Genomic DNA, 19,441 nt, shown 5'->3' with positions numbered 1-19,441 from the left:
GGGGTGGGAGGCATGGCGGAATCTTCGGACAAAAGCGGCGCAGCGGCAGACACAACCGTATCCGCCGATTTCCATCACGCCCTGATGCGCGAGGTGATGACCACCGAGCTGCTCCGCATCAAGGTGCTGATCGCTACCGCCGCTGCTCTCGCGGCGATCAGTCTGCTGGTGTATTTCTTTGCGCCCGACGCGGTCAGCCGCGTCTGGCACGGCAACCTCAGCCCCGTCTACGTCTTCTACGTCACCATTCCGCTGATCCTGTTCGAGCTCTGGGTGCACGGGGCAATCAGCTGGCACATGCGCAAGGGGCGCGACCTGCCGGTGGTCCGGCGCTACATCGGCGTGCTGGTCGAGACGTCGCTGCCGACCGTCGTGCTGGCGCTGCACATGAATAGCATGGGGCCGCAAGAGGCGCTCGGCTTCGTGGCGCCGCTGATCTATTTCGTCTTCATCATCCTGTCGACGCTACGGCTCGACTTCTGGCTCTCGACCTTCACCGGCTTCGTCGCGGCGGTCGAGCTGTTCTACATGGCGGTGTTCTTCCATCCCTCGGGCGGCGGCGCGGCCGAGACCAGCATCTACTATCACGCCGCGCGGAGCTCGATCATCCTGATCTGCGGCATGTTGGCCGGCGCGGTCGGCATGCAGCTGCGCCGGCAGTTCGCGGCTAGCATCGCGGCCGCCACCGCGCGCGATCGCATCACCAATCTGTTTGGCCAGCACGTCTCGCCGCAGGTGGTCGAACGTCTGATGACGGAGGGTGCCGGCACCGGCAGCGACATCCGCCGTGTTGCGGTGATGTTCGTGGATTTCCGTAGCTTCACGGCCGGTGCGCGCACCCGCTCGCCGCAAGAGGTGGTCGACAGGCTCGATGGCGCCTTTGCCGTGCTGGTCGATATCCTCGATCGCCATGGCGGCATCGTGAACAAGTTTTTGGGCGACGGCTTTCTCGCGCTGTTCGGTGCCCCGTTCGAGACCGGCGACGCCGCGCATCAGGCGGTCGCCGCCGCGCGTGAAATGCTCGCCGCGAACGAGCGCACCAACGCGGCGACGAGCTGGCCGCTGCGCATCGGCATCGGCATCCACATCGGCGAGGTCGTCGCCGGCAATATCGGCTCGCCCCGGCGCAAGGAGTACACCGTGATCGGCGACACCGTGAATTTTGCCGCGCGGCTCGAGGCGCTGAACAAGGAGCTCGGCTCGCAGTTTTTAATTTCCTCCGCGGTGCGCGAGGCGCTCGGCGATGACTGCAAGGACGCGGTGTCGCGCGGCGAGATCCCGGTGCGGGGCTACGAGCACCCGGTGCACGTCTGGCAGTTGGGGTAGGCGGCGACGCTCACATGATCCGAGGCAATCACGCACGGCTCCTCAAGCCGCGCGAGCTGCCTGCATGTGACTACCCGCGATTGCACCGAGTGCTCTGAAGGGCATCGCGCGCGCCGTGCTACGATGACGTCATCGGAATGACCGGAGCACGAGGACAAGCAAGATGCAGCGGCGCTATATCACCGTCGACGTTTTCACCGACCGCGCCTTCGGCGGCAACCCGCTCGGCGTGGTGCTCGACGCCGAAGGGCTGTCGACCGAAGCGATGCAGGCGATCGCGACCGAGTTCAACTATTCCGAGACGACCTTCGTGCTGCCGCCGCAGGACAAGGCCAACGACGCCCAGGTTCGCATCTTCACGGTGCGCTCGGAAATTCCGTTCGCCGGCCATCCCAATGTCGGCACCGCCTTCGTGCTGGCAAGCCGGGCCGCGAAGGCGCCGGCGCGCTTGAGGTTCGAGGAGAAGGCGGGGCTGGTGCCGGTCGAGATCCTGTCCGACGGCGGCAATGTGATCGGGGCCGAGCTGACCGCGCCGCAGGCGTTGCAGCGGACCAACGAGGTGAGCGCGGCCGCGGCCGCCGCGTGCCTGTCGCTGACGGCGGCTGATGTGAAGACCGATCGGCATGCCCCGCAGGTCGTCTCGGTCGGGCTGCCGTTCCTGGTGGTCGAGATCGCCTCGCGCGAGGCGCTGAGGCGCGCCAGGCCCGATGCTGCGGCGTTCGCCAGGACGCTGGCCGAGATCGGCCGCGACGTCGTCTATTTCTACACAAGCGACGTGCCGGCGAGCGAGCAGCCGCTCGACCTGCAGGCGCGCATGTTCCATCCGGGCGCCAGCGGCCTGTCCGAGGATCCCGCCACCGGCAGCGCGACCGCGGCTTGCGCGGCGCTGCTCGCCGATATCGATCCCGCGCGCGATGGCGAATTGCGGCTGCGGATCGGGCAGGGCGTCGACATGGGCCGGCCGAGCCTGTTGCTGACGCGCGTGCGCAAGCAAGGCGGCGCGATCACTTCGGTGCATGTCGGCGGCGGCTGCGTGACGATGATGGAGGGAACGCTGAACGTGCCGGGCGAGGCAGGCTAGAGCTGCGGTGCCGCCAGGTCCTCGATCCTGACGCCGTCGCGCTCTTCGATGATCTCGGCGATCCATCGACGGTGGCAGTGCTGGTGGTCGCGCTCGTAGCAGAGGATGCAGACCGGGCCGGACTGCTTGACCAGCGCCGACAGCTCGTCGAGCTCTTCCTTGGCCTGCGCCGTCTTCAGGTGCGCCGAATAGATCTTGTGCAGCAGCGCATATTGCCCGCTGCGTGCCGCTTCCCGTCCGCTTTTCGGGGTGCCGAGACCGCGCAGATGGACGTAGCCGATGCCGCGCTCGTCGAGACCGGCGGCGAGCTGGGTCTTGGAGAAGCCGGGCCGGCGCGAGGAGGCGATGGCGCGGACGTCGACCAGCAGCTTGACGCCGGCCTGCTCGAGCTCGTCGAGCACCGCCTTCGACGGCGTCTGCTCGTAGCCGATGGTGAACAGCTTCCTGGCCTTCGCCATCGGTTCTCGCTCACTTCACCCGTTCGATCAGCTCCATCGCGCCGGCCGGCGCGCGGACCTTGCCCTCGTGGATCACATAGGCGAACACGTCGCGGGGCGCCTTCTTGGGCGCGGCCTTGTCGACCTTCGGCAGGTCGTCGGGCTCGCTGCCGCCGGCCCAGTCCTGAAACCGCTTGGCCCAGGCGTCGAGCTGCTTCGGCGGATAGCAGGTCTTCAATTCGTCATCGCCCTTCTGCAGCCGGGCATAGACGAAGTCGCTCGCGACGTCGGCGATCGCCGGATATTTGCCGTGCTCGGCGAACACCACCGGCACCTCGTGTTCGCGAATCAGGGCGACGAATTCGGGCACGCAAAAACTGTCATGGCGGACCTCGACGACGTGGCGCAGCGCGCGGCCGTCGAGCTTGCGCGGCAGCAGCTCGAGGAACTTGCCGAAATCGGCGCCGTCGAACTTCTTGGTCGGCGCGAACTGCCAGAGCACCGGCCCGAGCCGGTCCTTCAGCTCCAGCACGCCCGAATCATAGAACCTCTTCACCGAATCGCCGGCCTCGGCGAGCACGCGGCGGTTGGTGGCGAAGCGTGGTCCCTTCAGCGAGAAGATGAAGCCGTCGGGCACTTCGCTGGCCCATTTGCGAAAGCTCTCCGGCTTCTGCGAGCCGTAATAGGTGCCGTTGATCTCGATCGAGGTCAGCTTGGAGGCGGCGTAGGACAGCTCCTTCGCTTGCGCGAGCTTCTCCGGATAGAACACCCCGCGCCACGGCTCGAAGGTCCAGCCGCCGATGCCGATATAGATGTTGCCTGCGTCGGTCTTGGTTGCCTTGGTGTCTGTCTTGGTCGCCTTGGTGGGAGCTTTGGCCACGACTGCACTCATCGTGAGGGAGGGAACAGGAAGCAAGACTAATCAAAATAATCGTGATTGGCCAGTTTGCCAGATCGGCACGGCGGCGCTTATCGTCGCTGTCGCTCTTCGCTACGATGCGCCAAAATGGAGAACAACAATGCGCATGCTGGTTGCGGCCGCCCTCTTGATCATGTCCTCCGCCGCCATATCCTCCGCTGCAATGGCCGATGAGGTCGACGATGCGCACAAGCTCGCGATCACCGGCCGCGACGCCTACTGGAATTGTCTCGCCCGCGAATATCCCCGCGACAGCAACAAGGCGATGTCCGACCAGGAGTTCACCTCGCTGATCGCCAATGTCTGTCCGTCGGAGCGGCAGAACTTCCGTGTGTCGCTGATCGACTTCCTGTCGCTGCAATTTCCGAAGCAGGACGCCGACGCGAATCTGACGACCGCCAACCGTGCGATCGAGCTCGCGCAGAAGGACATCGTGACCGCCTTCACCCGGCGCAGGGCCGCGGCCAAATAGGTTCCCAAATCCTGTTGCGGCCGGCCGATTTTTGATATCAATCCGCGCAGGCGAGGGGATCATCGGCATGAGATCACAATCGACGGCAGGTTTCTTGGGCGCACTGGTCGCGGCCGTCGCGCTGGCGGCGGCGTTCATCTACGGGCCGTCGCCGAGCCAGCTCCGTAACCCGAGCCGGTCCGCCGCACAGCCGCAGGCGGCTCCAGCTGCCGAGGCCGCGCCGGCAGCCCCGGCGCCACGCGGCCCGGTGATCCGGGAAGTCCCGAACAACTAGCGCCTCCCGCGCCCCTTGCGGACCGCCTGGGGCCTTCCTATCTTGCTTGCAACGGCGACGTTGCAGCTTCAGGGCTCCGGCGCCGGACGACCACGACATTGATTGGCTGCGCCGGATGTACGCGCGCCCCTTGTTCGTGGTCGTTGGCATTTTCAGGGGTGTTTTGCCCCGTTTTCCCGTTTTCCGAGCGTGCGTTTGGGTCGGCCTGCCTTGGCAGCGGGAGAGGCTGCGGCTATACGCTGGCGCTCATGAACCAAGCCATCAAGCCGAGCCCCGAAACCTCATCGCAGGCAGCAAGCTTGCCGCTGCTTTCGGTGGTCGTCCCGACCTTCAACGAACGCGACAATGTCACGGTGCTGTACCGCCGGCTCGACGCGATCCTGAAGGACGTGTCCTGGGAAGTCATCTTCGTCGACGACAATTCGCCCGACGGAACCTGGGACGTGGTGCGCGCGCTGGCGCGGAAGGATTCCCGCGTGCGCTGCATCCGCCGGATCGGCCGGCGCGGCCTGTCCGGCGCCTGCATCGAGGGCATCCTGGCCTCGAGCGCGCCCTATGCCGCGGTGATGGACGCCGACCTGCAGCATGACGAGACCCAGCTGCCGAAGATGGTGGCGCTGCTGCAGAGCGGCGAGGCCGAGCTCGTGGTCGGCAGCCGCTATATCGAGGGCTACAAGGCCGACGGCTTCAACAAGCAGCGCGCCGGTGCCAGCGCGTTCGCCACCGAGATCGCGCGCCGCGCGCTGAAGGTCGAGATCGCCGACCCCATGAGCGGCTTCTTCATGATCCGCCGCGACCGTTTCGAGCAGCTCGCGCCGCAGCTGTCGACGCAGGGCTTCAAGATTCTGCTCGACGTCGTGGCGACTGCGGAGGGCAAGCTGCGCGCGGTCGAGATTCCCTACACCTTCGGTGCCCGCCAGCATGGCGAGAGCAAGCTCGACTCGATGGTCGCGCTCGACTTCCTCGGCCTGGTGCTGGCGAAGCTGACCAATGATCTGATCTCGCTGCGCTTCATTCTGTTCGCGGCGGTCGGCGGGCTCGGCCTGGTGGTGCACCTCACCGTGCTGTTCATCGCGCTCGAACTGTTCAAGGCGCCATTCCCGGAGGCCCAGGCCACCGGTGCGATCGTCGCCATGACCAGCAATTTCATCCTCAACAATTTCCTGACCTATCGCGATCAGCGGCTGAAGGGCTTTGGCATCCTGCGCGGCCTGCTGCTGTTCTATCTGGTCTGCAGCGTCGGCCTGCTCGCCAATGTCGGCGTCGCGTTCTCGGTCTACGATCAGGAGCCGATCTGGTGGCTGGCGGGCGCAGCCGGCGCGCTGATGGGCGTGGTTTGGAACTACGCGATGTCCGGGCTGTTCGTCTGGCGCAAGCGATGACGGCGGCATGAACGCGAGCGAGGCGCGGCTGGCCCGAAACACCGCGCTTGCGGTGTGCGCGCTGGTCGTGTTGCGGCTGGCCGCCGCGGCATGGACGCCGCTGACTTTCGACGAAGCCTATTACTGGATGTGGTCGAAGTCGCTCGCCGGCGGCTATTACGACCATCCGCCGATGGTGGCGGTGGTGATCCGGCTCGGCACCATGATCGCGGGCGATACGCCGTTCGGCGTGCGGCTGGTGTCGATCCTGCTCGCACTGCCGATGAGCTGGGCGATCTACCGGGCGGCCGGCCTCCTGTTCGGCGGCCGGCGCATCGCCGCGAGCGCAACGATCCTGCTCAATGTCACGCTGATGGCCGCCGTCGGCACGCTGATCGTGACGCCGGATGCGCCGCTGCTGGTCGCTGCCAGCCTCCTGCTGTACGCGCTGGCAAAGGTGCTGGAGAGCGGTCGCGGCGAATGGTGGCTTGCGGTCGGCGCCAGCGCCGGCGCGGCGCTGCTGTCGAAATACTCGGCGCTGTTCTTTGGTCCGGCGATCCTGATCTGGCTTGCGATGGTGCCGAAGCTGCGGCGCTGGTTTCTGTCGCCCTGGCTCTATCTCGGCGGCCTGGTCGCGCTCGGCCTGTTCAGCCCGGTCATCCGCTGGAATGCCGACCATCACTGGGTGTCCTTCATCAAGCAGATGGGCCGCGCGCGGATCGAGGATTTCCGCCCGACCTACATCGCCGAGTTGATCCCGACCCAGTTTGCGTTCGCAACGCCATTGGTCTTCATCCTCGGCGTGATGGGCCTCTACGCGCTCTATCGGCGCCGCGCCGGCGCGCTGGAGGCGCGCGTGCTGGTCAACACGATGTTCTGGACCATCGTGGTCTACTTCACCTGGCACGCATTGCATGCGCGGGTCGAGGCCAACTGGTTCGCGCCGGTCTATCCCGCCTTTGCCGTAGCGGCCGCGGTCGCGGCAGTCCAGGTGCAGTGGGCGTCGCGCGAGCAGCGCACGGTCGATTTCTGCCGCCGCTGGGCCGCACCCGTCGGCGTCGTGCTGTTCGCGCTGCTGATCGTGCAGGCCAACACCGGTTTGCTCTCGGGCTACCGCCGCGACGCCACCGTGCGCAGCGTCGGTGTCGGCTGGCAGGAGCTTACGGACGAGATCGAGGCGACCCGCGTCCGGACCGGCGCGAGCTGCGTGCTGGCGGCGGACTACGGCACCACCGGCTGGCTCGCCTTCTATCTCCCCAAGGGCACCTGCGTCGCCCAGCAGGGCCAGCGCATTCGCTGGGTCAACATGCAAGAGCCGAGCCCGGCGCAACTGGCTGGCAAGCTGCTCTATGTGCATGAGGTCGAGCAGGCGATGCCGGCCTCGCTGCGCGACAATTTCGCCCGTGTCGAAACGGTGGCCGAGGCCAAACGCATGCGGGGGCCGTTGACCATCGAGACCTACGCGCTCGACCTGCTGGAAGGCGCAAAGGGCGAGATCCTCGACCGTTCCCCGCCGCCGGAACTGCAATAAATCCTCGCCGTTGAGTGTCGGATCGTCCGGGTCCGGGTCGTCTTCCAGACAGCCCGTCAACCACGCGAGGTTCCAACATGACCAGTTCCGTCCTCAAGCCTGCTGCCGAACTCGCCACGACCAATGTCAGGCGCTTTCCCAATGAGAGCGCCGAGTATCGAAGCGCCCGCCAGGAATTGCTCGTCGAAGAGATCGAGCTGCGCCGGCATATCGAGCGCGTCGCCGCGCTACGCCGCGCATTGCCGCCGGGCGGCGAGGTGACCAAGTCCTATGAGTTCATCGGAGAGGCCGGTGCGGCATCGCTCGCCGATCTGTTCGGCAGCAAGCCGACCCTCATCATCTACAGCTACATGTACGGCCCGCAGCGCGAGAAGCCGTGTCCGATGTGCACGTCGTTCATGAGCACGTGGGAGGAGAAGCTGCCCGATATCGAGCAGCGCGTGTCGTTCGTGTTCGTGGCGCGCTCGCCGATCGCTCGGCTGATCGAGGCGAAGAAGGCGCGCGGCTGGACGCGTCACAGGATCTACTCGGATGCGTCGGGTGATTACACGCGCGACTATGTCAGCAAGGATGACAGCGACCTGCCGGGCTACAATGTCTTCACGCGCCACAACGGCACGATCCGTCATTTCTGGGCAGGCGAAATGGGTGCGGGCACGATGGACCCCGGCCAGGACCCGCGCGGCGCACCGGACATGGATCCGCTGTGGACCTTGCTCGACACGACGCCTGAAGGACGCGGCAAGGACTGGTATCCGAAGCTCAGCTACTGAGAGATGGTTTTTGCTCGATCCCCGCGCGATTACGGGGCGATCGGCAAGGAAATTCTCCCCTGAATATATTCCGGTATGCCGCGCTGGAGCGGCATACCGGAATGTCCCATGATGGGACAGAAAAGCCGCTTTGGCGGTCCAATGTCATCTTAAAAAAGCCCTACGCCACAGGCACTTCCCGCGCTGCAGGGGATCGCATCCGGTTAAGTCGCATTTAACTAAAAGTCGCCTTAATGGCCGTCTGTGCCCCCGCGCGACGTTGAGCCGAACACCCGTTCGACCCCGCGTCGAGTGAGGGACAAAGGTGGACCTGTTTTGAGCGCCGGGCGTATGGGTACGAGTGCGAGTGCGTATGTTCTTGGGGCGCCAAGCCGCAAGAAATCCTCCCGAAAAATTCTCCCACAGCATTTCCTCGGCAGCGCCGCGGTGGCGGGGCTGGTGCTTGGCTGCGCCTGGACCGTCTACGCCAACATTTTTGCGGCGAGCGTCTATCCCTCCGTGGGCGATGCGTCGTTCGATGCGCCGGTGGTGAAGCGGCCCGTCGCGGTCGCTGCGCGGCCGACGCCGGCCTTCAACGAGGTGTTCGCGTCCTTGACGCCCGCACCGGCGGCGCCCGCGAAGACCGAGGTCGCGAAGTCGGAAGTCCCGGCATCGTCGCTTATGTTTAACGATCGGTTTGCGGCCGCCTCGCCCGAGGGCGTCGCGTCCAGCGTCGTGGCTGACGCCGCATCGCAGATCGACCCGATCAAGCAGGCCGCTGCTCCCAAGGTCGCCGAAGCGGCGAGGGCGGTCGCCTCCGCGGAGCTTGCCGAGACATCGAAGCCGTTGCCGGCGCCGAAGTCGGTCGAGACCGCGAAGAAGCAGGCCGCCGCCAATCTGAAGGTGGCGCTCAACGATCCCACCGCGGACGTTCAGCCCAAGGGGGCCGAGAAGGCGTCCGAGGCGAAGCCTGCCGAGGCCAAGCAGGCTGCGAAGTCCGGCGGCGTTCGCGACATGGCCGCGCGCGCCAAGGCCGCGGTGATGTCGATCGCATCGAACGAGCGGCAGACCATGGTCGAAAAACTGTGGGGCAAGCGGGAGTCGAGCGGCGGACTGCTCTCCTTCGCTTCAGCCGACGCGAACGTGACCGGCAGCATCCCCTCGACGTTGGACCAGAACCCGATGCTCGGCGGCTCGCCGCCCTATGACCGTCAGACCGCGGTCTACGACATCTCAGCCAAGACCGTGTACCTGCCCGACGGCACGCGCCTCGAGGCGCATTCGGGCCTCGGCTCCAGGCTCGACGACCCCAGGTCCTCGCATCTGAAGATGGTCGGCGTGACGCCGCCGCACATTTACGAGCTCAAGCCGCGCGAGGCGCTGTTCCACGGCGTGCCGGCGCTGCGGCTCAATCCAATCGGCGGCGAAGGCAAGATCTTCAACCGCGACGGCCTGCTCGCGCACACCTTCATGCTCGGTCCGAACGGCGACTCCAACGGCTGCGTCTCGTTCAAGGATTATTACGCGTTCCTCGACGCCTACCGTAACAAGGGCATCCGCCGTCTCGCGGTGCTCGCGCGGATTCAGTAGTCAGAGCGGGCAGCGGCCCACCGCTGCGGCCTGATCGACGTCTGGAACTGGATGCCATAGTCGCTATACTGCACTGATCCAGAGCGAGTCCAAGCTCGGCAACGGATCTGGTGCAACGCGAACATGTCTCCCACACCCTCCATCGAAATCCCGCCGCCGATCACGACCGAAGCGTTCGTCGATGCCGCAGCCGCCGTTGTCCGTCTCGAAGAGATCTACGAGCGCAACACCGGCTTCCTTCGCAATCGCTTTGAGGCCTATGTCAACGGCGTGCCGTTCACGACGCGGGTGCGGGCACATTACCCGTTCGTCCGTATCACGACCTCGTCACATGCGCGGCTCGACTCGCGGCTTGCCTACGGCTTCGTCGCAGGACCCGGCGTCCACGAGACCAGCATCACGCGCCCCGATATCTTCCGGACCTATCTCACCGAGCAGATCGGGCTCCTGATCAAGAACCATGGCGTGGCGGTCGAGATCGGCGAGTCGAACGAACCGATCCCGATCCATTTCGCCTACCGCCGCGACATCAATATCGAGGCGGCGCTGACCATCGCCGACAGTTCGGCGTTCACAAGGTCGCTGCGCGACATCTTCGATACGCCCGATCTCGCCGCGATGGACGATGCGATCGCCGACGGCACCTTTGAGCTGACGCCGGGCACACCGGAGCCGCTGGCGCTGTTCCGCGCGGCGCGGGTCGATTACTCGCTGCGCCGGCTCTACCACTACACCGGCACCGACCCGGAGCACTTCCAGAATTTCGTGATCTTCACGAACTACCAGTTCTATGTCGATGCCTTCGTGCAGCTCTCCCAGCAGCGGCTTGCGTCGGGCGAGGCCGGTCTCGAGGCCTTCGTCGCGCCCGGCAATGTGATCATGCACAATGCGCGGCTCGGCGGCGGCACCACCGGGACCCCGTCCGAACGCGTCCCGCAGATGCCGGCCTTTCATCTGGTCCGGCCCGGCTATCGCGGCATTACCTTGATCAATATCGGAATCGGTCCGTCCAATGCGCGCAACATCACCGATCACGTCGCGGTGCTGCGGCCGCATGCCTGGCTGATGATCGGGCACTGCGCCGGACTGCGCAACACGCAGCGGCTCGGCGATTATGTGCTCGCCCATGGCTATGTGCGCGGGGACCACGTGCTCGATCACGAGCTGCCGCTCTGGGTGCCGATCCCGGCGCTTGCGGAGATGCAGGTCGCGCTTGAGGAAGCCGTCGGCGAGGTGACCGGGCTCACCGGCTTCGAGCTCAAGCGGCTGATGCGCACCGGCACGGTCGCCAGCGTCGACAACCGCAACTGGGAGATCAGCGGGCCGCAGGTGATCCGGCGCATGTCGCAGTCGCGCGCGGTCGCGCTCGACATGGAATCGGCGGCGATCGCCGCCAACGGCTATCGCTTCCGCGTACCCTACGGCACGCTGCTATGCGTCTCCGACAAGCCGCTGCACGGCGAGATCAAACTCGCAGGCATGGCCAGCGAATTCTACCGCCAGCGCGTCGGCCAGCACCTTGAGATCGGTCTCAGGGCGCTGGAGCGGCTCAAGCAGCAGGAATCCGAACGCCTGCATTCGCGCAAGCTGCGCAGCTTTGCCGAGGTCGCGTTTCAGTAGCGAACGCAGAGCGGAGCGGCCCTCAGGCGAGCGCGTTGCCGCGGGCGATGATCGCGAAGCGGTCGGACAGTTCGGCGAGCGCGACGTCGTGAATCAGCCTTGCGGCAATCGTGCCGCCGACGCCGTCGGGCAGGTCGCGGGTGGCGCAGCTGTCGGCGTCGATCGTGGTGCGGAAGCCGAGATCGAGCGCGGCGCGGGCCGTCGAGCTCACGCACATATGCGTCATGAAGCCGGCCAGCACCAGCTCCTTGCGGCCGGTCGCGGCAAGCTGCGCGTTGAGGTCGGTGCCGGCGAACGCGTTCGGCAATTGCTTCTCGATCACGATCTCGCCCGGCCGCGGCGCCAGCGGCGCGACGATCGCGCCACGCTCCGCGCTGCGGTCGAACAGGCTGCCCGGCTGGCCCTTGTGCGCGATGTGGATGATCGCGGCGCCGCTTTCCCGGGCGCGCGCGAGCAATGCGGTGGCGCGCGCAATCGCCGGGTTGGCGTCGGGCAGCGCCAGCGGACCGGCCAGATATTCGTTCTGGATATCGATCAGCACCAGGCAGCTGTCGCCGAGGCGGGGCGGGGTGAGGTCGATACCGGCAAGCTGCATCAATGTCTTGGCTGACGTCATGGTCGTTCTCCAGCGGATGTGTCGCCGAAAACATAGCCCGAGATCGGCCTGCTGTTATGCAGGGATATTGCAGCCAGTGGCTGCGTTATTGCAGGCGGCAGCCGCGCGATGTAGCCTGCCGCCATGAACTGGGACGATCTTCGCATCATCGCGGCCGTCAGGGACGAGGGCACCTACGCGGGCGCCAGCGCGCGGCTGCGCATCGACGAGACCACGGTCGGGCGCAGGCTGGCGCGGATCGAGCGCGCGCTCGGCCTGCGCCTGTTCGAGGCCGTCGATGGCGTCCGCAAGCCGACTCGGCAGTGCGACATGGTGCTCGCGCATATCGAGGCGATGGCGGCGCATGCCGAGGAGATCGGCCGGATCGGCGAAAGCCTGCCTGGTCCGGTCGGGCGGCTGCGCATCGCCTCCACCAGCGCGATCGCCGAGGAGGTGCTGGCGCCGCGCACAAGTGAATTCCTGCGCGCCCATCCAGGCCTGACGCTGCAGTTTCTGACGTCGAGCGACAATGTAAAATTCTCGCGCTGGGAGGCCGATCTCGCGATCCGCTTGCGCAAGCCGGACAAGGGCGACTTTGCGATCTCGAAGCTTGCCGAGGTCAGGTCGTATTTCTTCGAGCCGGCCGCGACGACAGCGGGCGAAGCGATGCTGTGCGCCTATCCCGACGAGCTTGGAGGGATTCCGGAAATGCAGTTCCTGCGCACGAAGCGACTTCGCGCGCGCTGCGTCACCGACAATGTCCGGATCATCCACACGCTGATTCAGTCGCATCACGCGGTCGGCGTGTTGCCGGAGCACAGCTGTGCCGACCTGCTGACCGACCGACGTTTGCGCGCCACGCTGCTGCCGAAGCGACGCGACGTCTGGCTCCTGGTGCAGAACCATCTCAAGCGCGACGCGGCGACGCGCGTCACCATCGACTGGCTGCGCGCCTGCTTCCAGGATGCCACGCAGAGGGGGTGAGGTGCCTCGCAATGACGGGACGTGCCGCGACGCGTGGGTCACAGCAGCGCCCCGTCATGAAAAAATCACACGCAGCCCTCTTGCAACCCGGACGTGCTTCGTCTATTAGCCCGCTCCTTCGCTTCGGCCACGGGTTCGGGCTCGTTGAGATCCCGACTGGCGCGAGCCGCTTTGCGGTGTCGTGTTCCGCCGAAATGAAGATCGCGAGATGAAGCTCATGGTCGAGCGTCGGGGATGAAATCCCGAAGGCATCGGTTCGAATCCGGTCTCTCACAAAGGATAGCTCAGTTGGTTAGAGCAGGTGAATGATACTCATCGGGTCGCGGGTTCGATTCCCGCTCCAAGCGCTCCGTTTCAGCCTGTAAAGCTGATACCTCTGAAGGGGACCGGACGCGCGCTTCAGTCGCAGTCCGGCCGTCCTGCCGCAAGGCATTTCGTCCGAACATCGACACTGTGAGACCGGCTTTGCGCCGCGGTGGATACCGCTTGCGCTGATGCCGGGTGGCTCCGCTCGGCCGCGCGACATTCGTCGCGCGAACGCGCGCGTGCGCCCGTCATCGCGCAAGCCTTAAGCCACGGCCCGCTTGGCTGACAGGAAGCCGCGTTCGCGTCCTCACGTCCTTTGCCAAATGCAACCCGCTCTCAGGCCCATGGGCCTGAAGGCAAACGATGGAGGCGTGTCATGACCTGGCACTTCTTGACGACCAATTTGACGGTGAAGGATGGCGAGCGCGCGTTGCTGACGCGCAACGGCCGGCTCGAGCAGGTGCTCGCGCCCGGACGTCACCGCCTGTTCGATCCCCTGCATCAGCTCAAGGCCGAGCTGTTCAGCGTCGTGCGGACCGAATTCCCCGCGGATCGCTTCGCGGTGATCAAGGCCGCGCGGCCTGATCTCGCCGACGAGCTGTTCGAGGCGGTGGAAACCCGCGCGAACGAGATCGCGATCGTCAGCCTCGACGGCCGTCCCGTGCAACTGATGACGCCTTGGCAGACGCGCGTGTACTGGAAGGTCGCGACGTCGGTCGAGGTCGAGCGCATCGACGTCACCAGCGATCCCAGGGTCACGGCACGCCACCTCGCGATGATCCAGCCCAACCGGGCCGGCGTCATCACCGAGGCGGTGGTCGAGAACCACGAGGCCGGTCTGCTCACGGTCGAGGGCAAGCTGGTCGAGCGGCTCGCGCCCGGTCGGCACGCGTTCTGGATCGCGGGCCGCAAGATCGAGGTCAAGCGCCTCGATCTGCGTCCCCAGGCGGTCGAGATCACGGCGCAGGAGATGCTGACCAAGGATCGCATCGCGCTGCGCGTGACGCTGACCGCGTTCCGCCGGATCATCGATCCCGAGCGGGTCGTGGCAACGGTGCCCGACGTGGATGCGTGGCTGTACCGCCTGGTGCAGTTCGCGATCCGCGAGGCGGTGGCCGGCCGCACGCTGGACGAGGTGCTGTCCGCGAAGACGGCGCTCGACACGGAGCTTCGCGACTTCGTCCGCGATCGTGTCGCGGACAGCGGTGTCGAGGTCACCGAGCTCGGCGTGAAGGACGTGATCCTGCCCGGCGAGATCCGCGAGCTGGTCAACAAGGTGGTGGAGGCGGAGCGGGTGGCGAAGGCCAACCTGATCCGCCGCCAGGAGGAGACCGCGGCGACGCGTTCTCTCCTGAACACCGCCAGGCTGATGGAGGAGAACCCTCTGCTGCTGCGGCTCAAGGAGCTGGAGTCGCTCGAGCGTCTGGTCGAGAAGGTCGGCCGCATCGACCTGCATGCGGGCGAGGGCCAGGGCCTCGATGCGCTGCTGACCAAGCTGGTGCGTCTCAAGGCGCCCGAGAGCGCGTAAGACAGGAAGGGCCGCCCACGGGCGGCCCTTCGATTTTTTAGCCGGGACGGACCGACGGCAATCGTACGAATGTTAGCGTGCAGACGGCTGTAACGGGGCACCGCCACGGCCCAATTCGCATATCCGGCTCCGGGCCGCAAAACAGAGGTGCCACTCCGGTCAGATTGCGATAACGTTCATGCACCGTGGTCCATTCGGCCAGCCGTCAACCCGTCGGTGAAGCCAGTGCAGCAGATTGCGGAATGGCTCGAGAAGCTGGGACTTGGGCAATACGCGCTGCGTTTTGCCGAGAACGGGATCGACCTCGGCGTTCTTCCCGAATTGACGGATGAAGACTTCGACAGGCTCGGCGTCCTGCTCGGCCATCGCCGCAAGATGCTGCGCGCGATCGCCGATCTCAATCAAGCCGAACTGATCGCCGCGCCGGTTTCACCGCACGATGCCGAGCGCCGCCACCTCACCGTGATGTTCTGCGATCTGGTCGGCTCGACGGCGTTATCGGCACGTCTCGATCCCGAGGACATGTGGGAGGTGATCCGCGCCTATCGCGCAGCCTGTGCGCAGGTGATCACGACATATGACGGCGCCGTAGCCAGATTTATCGGCGATGGGATCCTTGCTTATTTCGGCTATCCCCGCGCCCACGAGGATGATGCGGAGCGCGCGGTGCGCGCCGGCCTCGATGTCATCGCCGCAATCGGCAAGCTCGAGACCCGCGCGGACGAGGGCGTTGCGGTGCGGATCGCGATCGCGAGCGGGCTTGTCGTGGTCGGCGACCTCGTCTCCGGCGGCGCGTCTGAGGAGCAGGCGCTGGTCGGCGATGCGCCGAACATCGCCGCCCGGCTGCAAAGCCTGGCGGAGCCGGGCGTGGTCGTCGTGGCGGCCTCGACCCGGCGGCTGCTCGGCAATCTGTTCACGCTGCGCAACCTCGGCCGCCGCGAGGTCAAGGGTATCTCCGAGCCGATCGCGGTGTGGGCCGTCGAAGGCGAGCCGGCATCGGAAAGCCGTTTCGAGGCGGTGCGCACCGCGCGCTCGATCGGCTTCGTCGGCCGCAAGGCGGAGATCGAATTTGCGCTGTCGCGCCAGCAACTGGCGTGGCAGGGCCAGGGCCAGGCGGTGCTGATATCGGGCGAAGCGGGTATCGGCAAATCGCGCATCGTGGCGATGCTCTCCGACAGCCTGGCGGCCGGAACACACCGCCGTGTGCGGTATCAATGCTCGCCCTATCACACCAACAGCGCGCTGCATCCCTTTGTCGGCCAGCTCGAGCGCGCCGCCGGCATCAGGTCGGAGGATGCGCCGGAGCAGAAGCTGGACAAGCTCGAAGCCATGCTGGCGCTCGGCACGCAGCACGTGCCCAGCGTGACACCGCTGATCGCAGCGCTGCTGTCGATCGCGACCGGAGACCGCTATCCACCGCTCGGCCTCAGCCCGGCGCAGCAGCGGCGGCAGACATTCGCAGCGCTGCTCGACCAGCTCGAGGGCCTCGCCCGGCAGCAGCCGGTGCTTGTCGTCTGCGAAGACGTGCATTGGGCCGATGCCACGTCGCTCGAACTGCTCGACCTCGCGGTCGACCGGATCAGGGGACTGCCGATCCTGATGCTCATGACGTTCAGGCCCGAGTTCGAGCCGCCATGGGCAGGGCTCGCCAATGTCAGCCTGCTGCGGCTCGATCGGCTCGACCGGCAGGATACGCGGGCGCTGATCGAGCAGGTGACCGTCGGCCGGTTGCTGCCCGGCGAGATGATGGCGCAGATCGTCGAGCGGACGGATGGTGTCCCGCTGTTCGTCGAGGAGCTGACCAAGATGGTCATGGAGTCGGGGCTGCTGGTCGAGAATGCCGGGCGCTATCGCCTCGACAATCCGCTGCCGCCGCTGGCGATCCCGGCAACGCTGCAGGACTCGCTGATGGCACGGCTCGACCGGCTGGCGCCGGTCAAGGAGGTGGCGCAGATCGGTGCCGCGATCGGCCGTGAGTTCTCATATGCGCTGCTGCGCAGCGTGGCCGGGCGCGATGATCTGACGCTTGCCGCGGCGCTTGCCCAGCTCGAAGAGGCCGAGTTGCTGCTGCGCCGGGGCGTGCCGCCGGACGCAAGCTACAGCTTCAAGCACGCGCTGGTCCAGGAAGCGGCTTACGAGAGCCTGCTCAAGAGCCGCCGGCAATTGCTTCACAAGCATATTGGCGATGTGTTGCGCGACAAGTTTGCCGAGATGGCCGAGATCGAGCCGGAAGTCGTCGCCTTCCATTTCACCGAGGCTGGGCTCGGCGAGACCGCGCTGGCGTGGTGGCGCAAGGCCGGTCAGCAGGCGCTGAAGCGCTCGGCCTATTGCGAGGCGATCGCGCATCTCGGCAAGGCGGTCGCCATCGCCGATGAACTGCCCGACGAGCCGGATCGGATGATCGGCCGGCTCCATCTGCAAATCGCCTACGGCCGCGCGCTGCGGGGCAGTCTCGGGCACAGCGCCCCCGAGACGGTCGCCGCCTGGACCCGCGCCCGGCAGTTCGCCTCCGATATCGATGATCCGATCGAAATGGCGCCGATCCAGTCGGGCCTCTTCAACGCCTGCTTGACCCACGGCGAGCTCGCGCCGATGCGGGAGTTGGCGGAGGCGATCATGGGCGCAGCGGAGCGGCACCCGCAGTCGCCGGTGGCGACCATCGTCGCGCGCTGGACCAGCGGGGTGACCTCCTGGTTCGCGGGCGAGTACGTGAACGCGGGCATCCATCTCGAGCAGGCCTTCGCGGCCTATGCGACCGAGCCGGATCCGGCAACCTTCAAGGCGTCGACGCTCGACTTGCCGTTCGTCATCATGAGATTTCTCGCCCTGGTGCTTTGGCCGCGCGGCGAGATCGATCGGGCCCGGCAGCTCGCGGGCGCGGCAGTGGACGTCGCGGGGAAGCAGCGCGCGCTCGCGCGCGCCAATGCGCTGGTTCACAAGGCCGTCTTCGACGGGCTGTGCGGCAGCAGGTTGCGCCAGACCGACACGATCCTGGCCCTCGGCCTGGCGCGCGACCACACGATGCCGTTGTACGTCGCCGCCGGCACCTATCTCAATGGTCTGGAGAAGTGGCGTGCCGGCGACCGCGCCGCAGGTCTCGCGGAGATGCAACGTGGCTGGTCGTTGCTTCACGAGAACGACTGCTACCTCTGTGAACCGTTCTGGGGATTGCAGATTGCCGTGGCGAATGCGGAGGCCGGGCATGTCGATGCCGGGCTCGACATCATCAATGAGTTGATCGAGGCGACGGAGCAGTCCGGGCAGCACTGGCTGGATGCCGAGCTGTACCGCGTGCAGGCTGGGCTGCTGTCGCATCGTCACAGCCCCGACATGTCCGGCGCCGAGGATGCCTTCCGCCGTGCCCTCGAGATTGCTCGAAGGCAGCAGACCAGGACGTTCGAGCTGCGCAGCGCGCTGGGACTTGCACGTCTTTACAGCCGCAGCGGCCGGGCAGAGGAGATATCGCAATTGCTGGCGCCGGTGCTCGCCGGTTTCGATCCGGCGCTCGACCTTGCCGAGATCAAGGACGCGCAGGAACTGCTCGCGCAGGCGCGTCGGTGGCCGGACCGGCACTCGCGCGCGTCTTGACGGGTGCCGCAGCGAGCGGTCACACCGCGTCGCCACCTTCCTGCGCCCGCGCAGATAGTGAAAGAGCAGGTTCGGATGTCGCGCGCGGCGCGAGCGATGCGAAACTGGAACTGTTGGGTTCCCGAAGTTCTACGGTGCGACGATGCGCATTTTGCTATTGCGTCCGGCGGCGCATTTGCATCTAACTTTAAGGACGCCGCCGCGGAGAATTCCGCCTTGCGGTCAAACGTTTGGAATATGTTTTTGATCCCGTGTTTGAGTGAGTATGCTGTGCGACCCTTGACGTTCCCGCAGGTGAGCATTTCCGGTGGAACTTGTAATCGCCTTCTCGCGACATTGTCGCCGGCGGATCTGGACCTCCTGAGACCCGAACTTGAGACCGTTGCGCTCGAACAGGATGCAGTCCTGGCGCGCGCCGGTGACGAGATCGACTACGTCTTCTTTCCTCACAGCGGCGCGATCCTGTTGATGATCGACATGGCGGATGGGCAGACGGTCGCAACCGGCGTGGTCGGATGCGAAGGGGCCGTGGGCAGTCTTTCGGTTCTCGGAGCCTCGCCGTCAGGCATTACCGCCGTCGTTCGTGCGGCTGGTACCGCCTCGCGGGTTCCGGCGGTGCGCTTTCACGCCGCTTTCGGGCGCAGTCCGGGGATTCGGCAGGCAATCCAGAAGCACGTCAGATCGATGCTGATCCAGTTTCAGCTCGGCTCCGCTTGCAATGCGCTCCACCCGGTCGAGGCGCGGATGGCGCGCTGGCTGCTTCAGCTTCGCGACCGCGTCGACAGCGACGTCCTCCCGCTGACCCAGCAAGCGCTGTCGCAAATCCTCGGCGTGCGACGAACGACGGTGACCTTGCTGATGGGCAATCTGCGCAAGCGCGGTGCGATCAGGTCAGATCAACGAGGCCAGATCGAGATCGACCGGGCGCGGCTATTGGCGGCGGCGTGCGAATGCCATCGCGTCATGCGTATCGAGGCCGAGGAGATCTTCTCGGGCGACAGGGTTCGAACGCGAGGAATGGCGCCGGCTAACGATCCGGGTATCCCGGAAATCGAGGCTGACGACGCCGTGTGAGCG

Annotated in this window: 16 protein-coding genes and 2 tRNA genes; 15 read left to right on the top strand and 3 right to left on the bottom strand. The window is 66.1% G+C overall.

What is annotated here, in order from left to right; genetic code table 11:
• The first annotated feature begins 12 nt into the window (after positions 1–12).
• On the top strand, positions 13–1,326 hold the full coding sequence (locus ACVW1B_RS19635; protein ID WP_456780285.1) for an adenylate/guanylate cyclase domain-containing protein: 1,314 nt from the start codon (positions 13–15) through the stop codon (positions 1,324–1,326).
• Positions 1,327–1,489: 163 nt separating this feature from the next.
• Positions 1,490–2,407 (top strand): PhzF family phenazine biosynthesis protein, encoded by a 918-nt coding sequence (locus ACVW1B_RS19630; RefSeq protein ID WP_253607978.1) that lies wholly within the window; start codon positions 1,490–1,492, stop codon positions 2,405–2,407.
• Here the strand turns inward: ACVW1B_RS19630 and ACVW1B_RS19625 are convergent.
• Positions 2,404–2,865 carry a DUF488 domain-containing protein gene (locus tag ACVW1B_RS19625; protein WP_456822060.1) on the bottom strand — a complete coding sequence of 154 codons (462 nt, stop codon included), beginning with the start codon at positions 2,863–2,865 and terminating at the stop codon, positions 2,404–2,406. The genes ACVW1B_RS19630 and ACVW1B_RS19625 overlap by 4 nt on opposite strands.
• A 10-nt stretch (positions 2,866–2,875) precedes the next feature.
• The gene (locus ACVW1B_RS19620) at positions 2,876–3,724 is read right to left on the bottom strand and encodes a DUF72 domain-containing protein (protein ID WP_057018468.1); all 849 of its coding nucleotides are present in this window, start codon (positions 3,722–3,724) and stop codon (positions 2,876–2,878) included.
• A gap of 139 nt (positions 3,725–3,863) precedes the next feature.
• Between ACVW1B_RS19620 and ACVW1B_RS19615 the strand changes: the two genes are divergently transcribed.
• The 7 genes from ACVW1B_RS19615 to ACVW1B_RS19585 all read left to right on the top strand — a co-directional run bounded on the left by ACVW1B_RS19615 (position 3,864) and on the right by ACVW1B_RS19585 (position 11,363).
• Positions 3,864–4,235 carry a hypothetical protein gene (locus ACVW1B_RS19615; RefSeq protein WP_028339943.1) on the top strand — a complete coding sequence of 124 codons (372 nt, stop codon included), beginning with the start codon at positions 3,864–3,866 and terminating at the stop codon, positions 4,233–4,235.
• Positions 4,236–4,302: 67 nt separating this feature from the next.
• Positions 4,303–4,509, top strand: coding sequence for a hypothetical protein (locus ACVW1B_RS19610; RefSeq protein WP_456780287.1), 207 nt, complete (start codon positions 4,303–4,305; stop codon positions 4,507–4,509).
• Positions 4,510–4,757: 248 nt separating this feature from the next.
• On the top strand, positions 4,758–5,891 hold the full coding sequence (locus ACVW1B_RS19605) for a glycosyltransferase (protein ID WP_076828534.1): 1,134 nt from the start codon (positions 4,758–4,760) through the stop codon (positions 5,889–5,891).
• Between the two features lie 7 nt (positions 5,892–5,898).
• Complete coding sequence (locus ACVW1B_RS19600; RefSeq protein ID WP_456822059.1) at positions 5,899–7,401, top strand: glycosyltransferase family 39 protein; 1,503 nt, start codon at positions 5,899–5,901, stop codon at positions 7,399–7,401.
• Between the two features lie 77 nt (positions 7,402–7,478).
• Positions 7,479–8,174 (top strand): DUF899 family protein, encoded by a 696-nt coding sequence (locus ACVW1B_RS19595; RefSeq protein ID WP_253607983.1) that lies wholly within the window; start codon positions 7,479–7,481, stop codon positions 8,172–8,174.
• A 426-nt stretch (positions 8,175–8,600) separates the two neighbouring features.
• Positions 8,601–9,743, top strand: coding sequence for a tlde1 domain-containing protein (locus tag ACVW1B_RS19590; protein ID WP_456822058.1), 1,143 nt, complete (start codon positions 8,601–8,603; stop codon positions 9,741–9,743).
• Positions 9,744–9,866: 123 nt separating this feature from the next.
• Positions 9,867–11,363: an AMP nucleosidase gene (locus tag ACVW1B_RS19585; RefSeq protein ID WP_456822057.1), complete on the top strand. Its 1,497-nt coding sequence runs from the start codon at positions 9,867–9,869 to the stop codon at positions 11,361–11,363.
• 22 nt (positions 11,364–11,385) lie between these two features.
• Here the strand turns inward: ACVW1B_RS19585 and ACVW1B_RS19580 are convergent, their stop codons facing one another.
• Entirely contained in the window at positions 11,386–11,979 is a 594-nt protein-coding gene (locus ACVW1B_RS19580) for a cysteine hydrolase family protein (protein ID WP_028336826.1), read from the bottom strand.
• A 123-nt stretch (positions 11,980–12,102) separates the two neighbouring features.
• Between ACVW1B_RS19580 and ACVW1B_RS19575 the strand changes: the two genes are divergently transcribed.
• The 6 genes from ACVW1B_RS19575 (at position 12,103) to ACVW1B_RS19550 (ending at position 19,438) form a co-directional block, all read left to right on the top strand.
• Positions 12,103–12,942, top strand: a complete 840-nt coding sequence (locus ACVW1B_RS19575; protein WP_310881168.1) for a LysR family transcriptional regulator — start codon at positions 12,103–12,105, stop codon at positions 12,940–12,942.
• A 203-nt stretch (positions 12,943–13,145) separates the two neighbouring features.
• Positions 13,146–13,217 (top strand) — tRNA-Phe (locus tag ACVW1B_RS19570).
• A gap of 2 nt (positions 13,218–13,219) precedes the next feature.
• Positions 13,220–13,286, top strand: a tRNA-Ile gene (locus ACVW1B_RS19565).
• 338 nt (positions 13,287–13,624) lie between these two features.
• Positions 13,625–14,776 carry an SPFH domain-containing protein gene (locus ACVW1B_RS19560; protein ID WP_456780290.1) on the top strand — a complete coding sequence of 384 codons (1,152 nt, stop codon included), beginning with the start codon at positions 13,625–13,627 and terminating at the stop codon, positions 14,774–14,776.
• 225 nt (positions 14,777–15,001) lie between these two features.
• Entirely contained in the window at positions 15,002–18,364 is a 3,363-nt protein-coding gene (locus tag ACVW1B_RS19555) for an adenylate/guanylate cyclase domain-containing protein (protein WP_456822056.1), read from the top strand.
• Positions 18,365–18,700: 336 nt separating this feature from the next.
• Positions 18,701–19,438 (top strand): Crp/Fnr family transcriptional regulator, encoded by a 738-nt coding sequence (locus ACVW1B_RS19550; protein WP_456823048.1) that lies wholly within the window; start codon positions 18,701–18,703, stop codon positions 19,436–19,438.
• The last annotated feature ends 3 nt before the right edge of the window (positions 19,439–19,441 follow it).

Source organism: Bradyrhizobium sp. USDA 4502 (genome assembly GCF_054063355.1).
This window is presented reverse-complemented; position numbering and strand designations above follow the sequence as displayed.

Excerpts from the sequence above, each read along its gene's own strand:
- ACVW1B_RS19635 (WP_456780285.1), top strand. The coding sequence starts at position 13 with ATGGCGGAATCTTCGGACAAAAGCGGCGCAGCGGCAGACACAACCGTA.
- ACVW1B_RS19630 (WP_253607978.1), top strand. The coding sequence starts at position 1,490 with ATGCAGCGGCGCTATATCACCGTCGACGTTTTCACCGACCGCGCCTTC.
- ACVW1B_RS19625 (WP_456822060.1), bottom strand. The coding sequence starts at position 2,865 with ATGGCGAAGGCCAGGAAGCTGTTCACCATCGGCTACGAGCAGACGCCG.
- ACVW1B_RS19615 (WP_028339943.1), top strand. The coding sequence starts at position 3,864 with ATGCGCATGCTGGTTGCGGCCGCCCTCTTGATCATGTCCTCCGCCGCC.
- ACVW1B_RS19610 (WP_456780287.1), top strand. The coding sequence starts at position 4,303 with ATGAGATCACAATCGACGGCAGGTTTCTTGGGCGCACTGGTCGCGGCC.
- ACVW1B_RS19605 (WP_076828534.1), top strand. The coding sequence starts at position 4,758 with ATGAACCAAGCCATCAAGCCGAGCCCCGAAACCTCATCGCAGGCAGCA.
- ACVW1B_RS19600 (WP_456822059.1), top strand. The coding sequence starts at position 5,899 with ATGAACGCGAGCGAGGCGCGGCTGGCCCGAAACACCGCGCTTGCGGTG.
- ACVW1B_RS19595 (WP_253607983.1), top strand. The coding sequence starts at position 7,479 with ATGACCAGTTCCGTCCTCAAGCCTGCTGCCGAACTCGCCACGACCAAT.
- ACVW1B_RS19585 (WP_456822057.1), top strand. The coding sequence starts at position 9,867 with ATGTCTCCCACACCCTCCATCGAAATCCCGCCGCCGATCACGACCGAA.
- ACVW1B_RS19580 (WP_028336826.1), bottom strand. The coding sequence starts at position 11,979 with ATGACGTCAGCCAAGACATTGATGCAGCTTGCCGGTATCGACCTCACC.
- ACVW1B_RS19575 (WP_310881168.1), top strand. The coding sequence starts at position 12,103 with ATGAACTGGGACGATCTTCGCATCATCGCGGCCGTCAGGGACGAGGGC.
- ACVW1B_RS19560 (WP_456780290.1), top strand. The coding sequence starts at position 13,625 with ATGACCTGGCACTTCTTGACGACCAATTTGACGGTGAAGGATGGCGAG.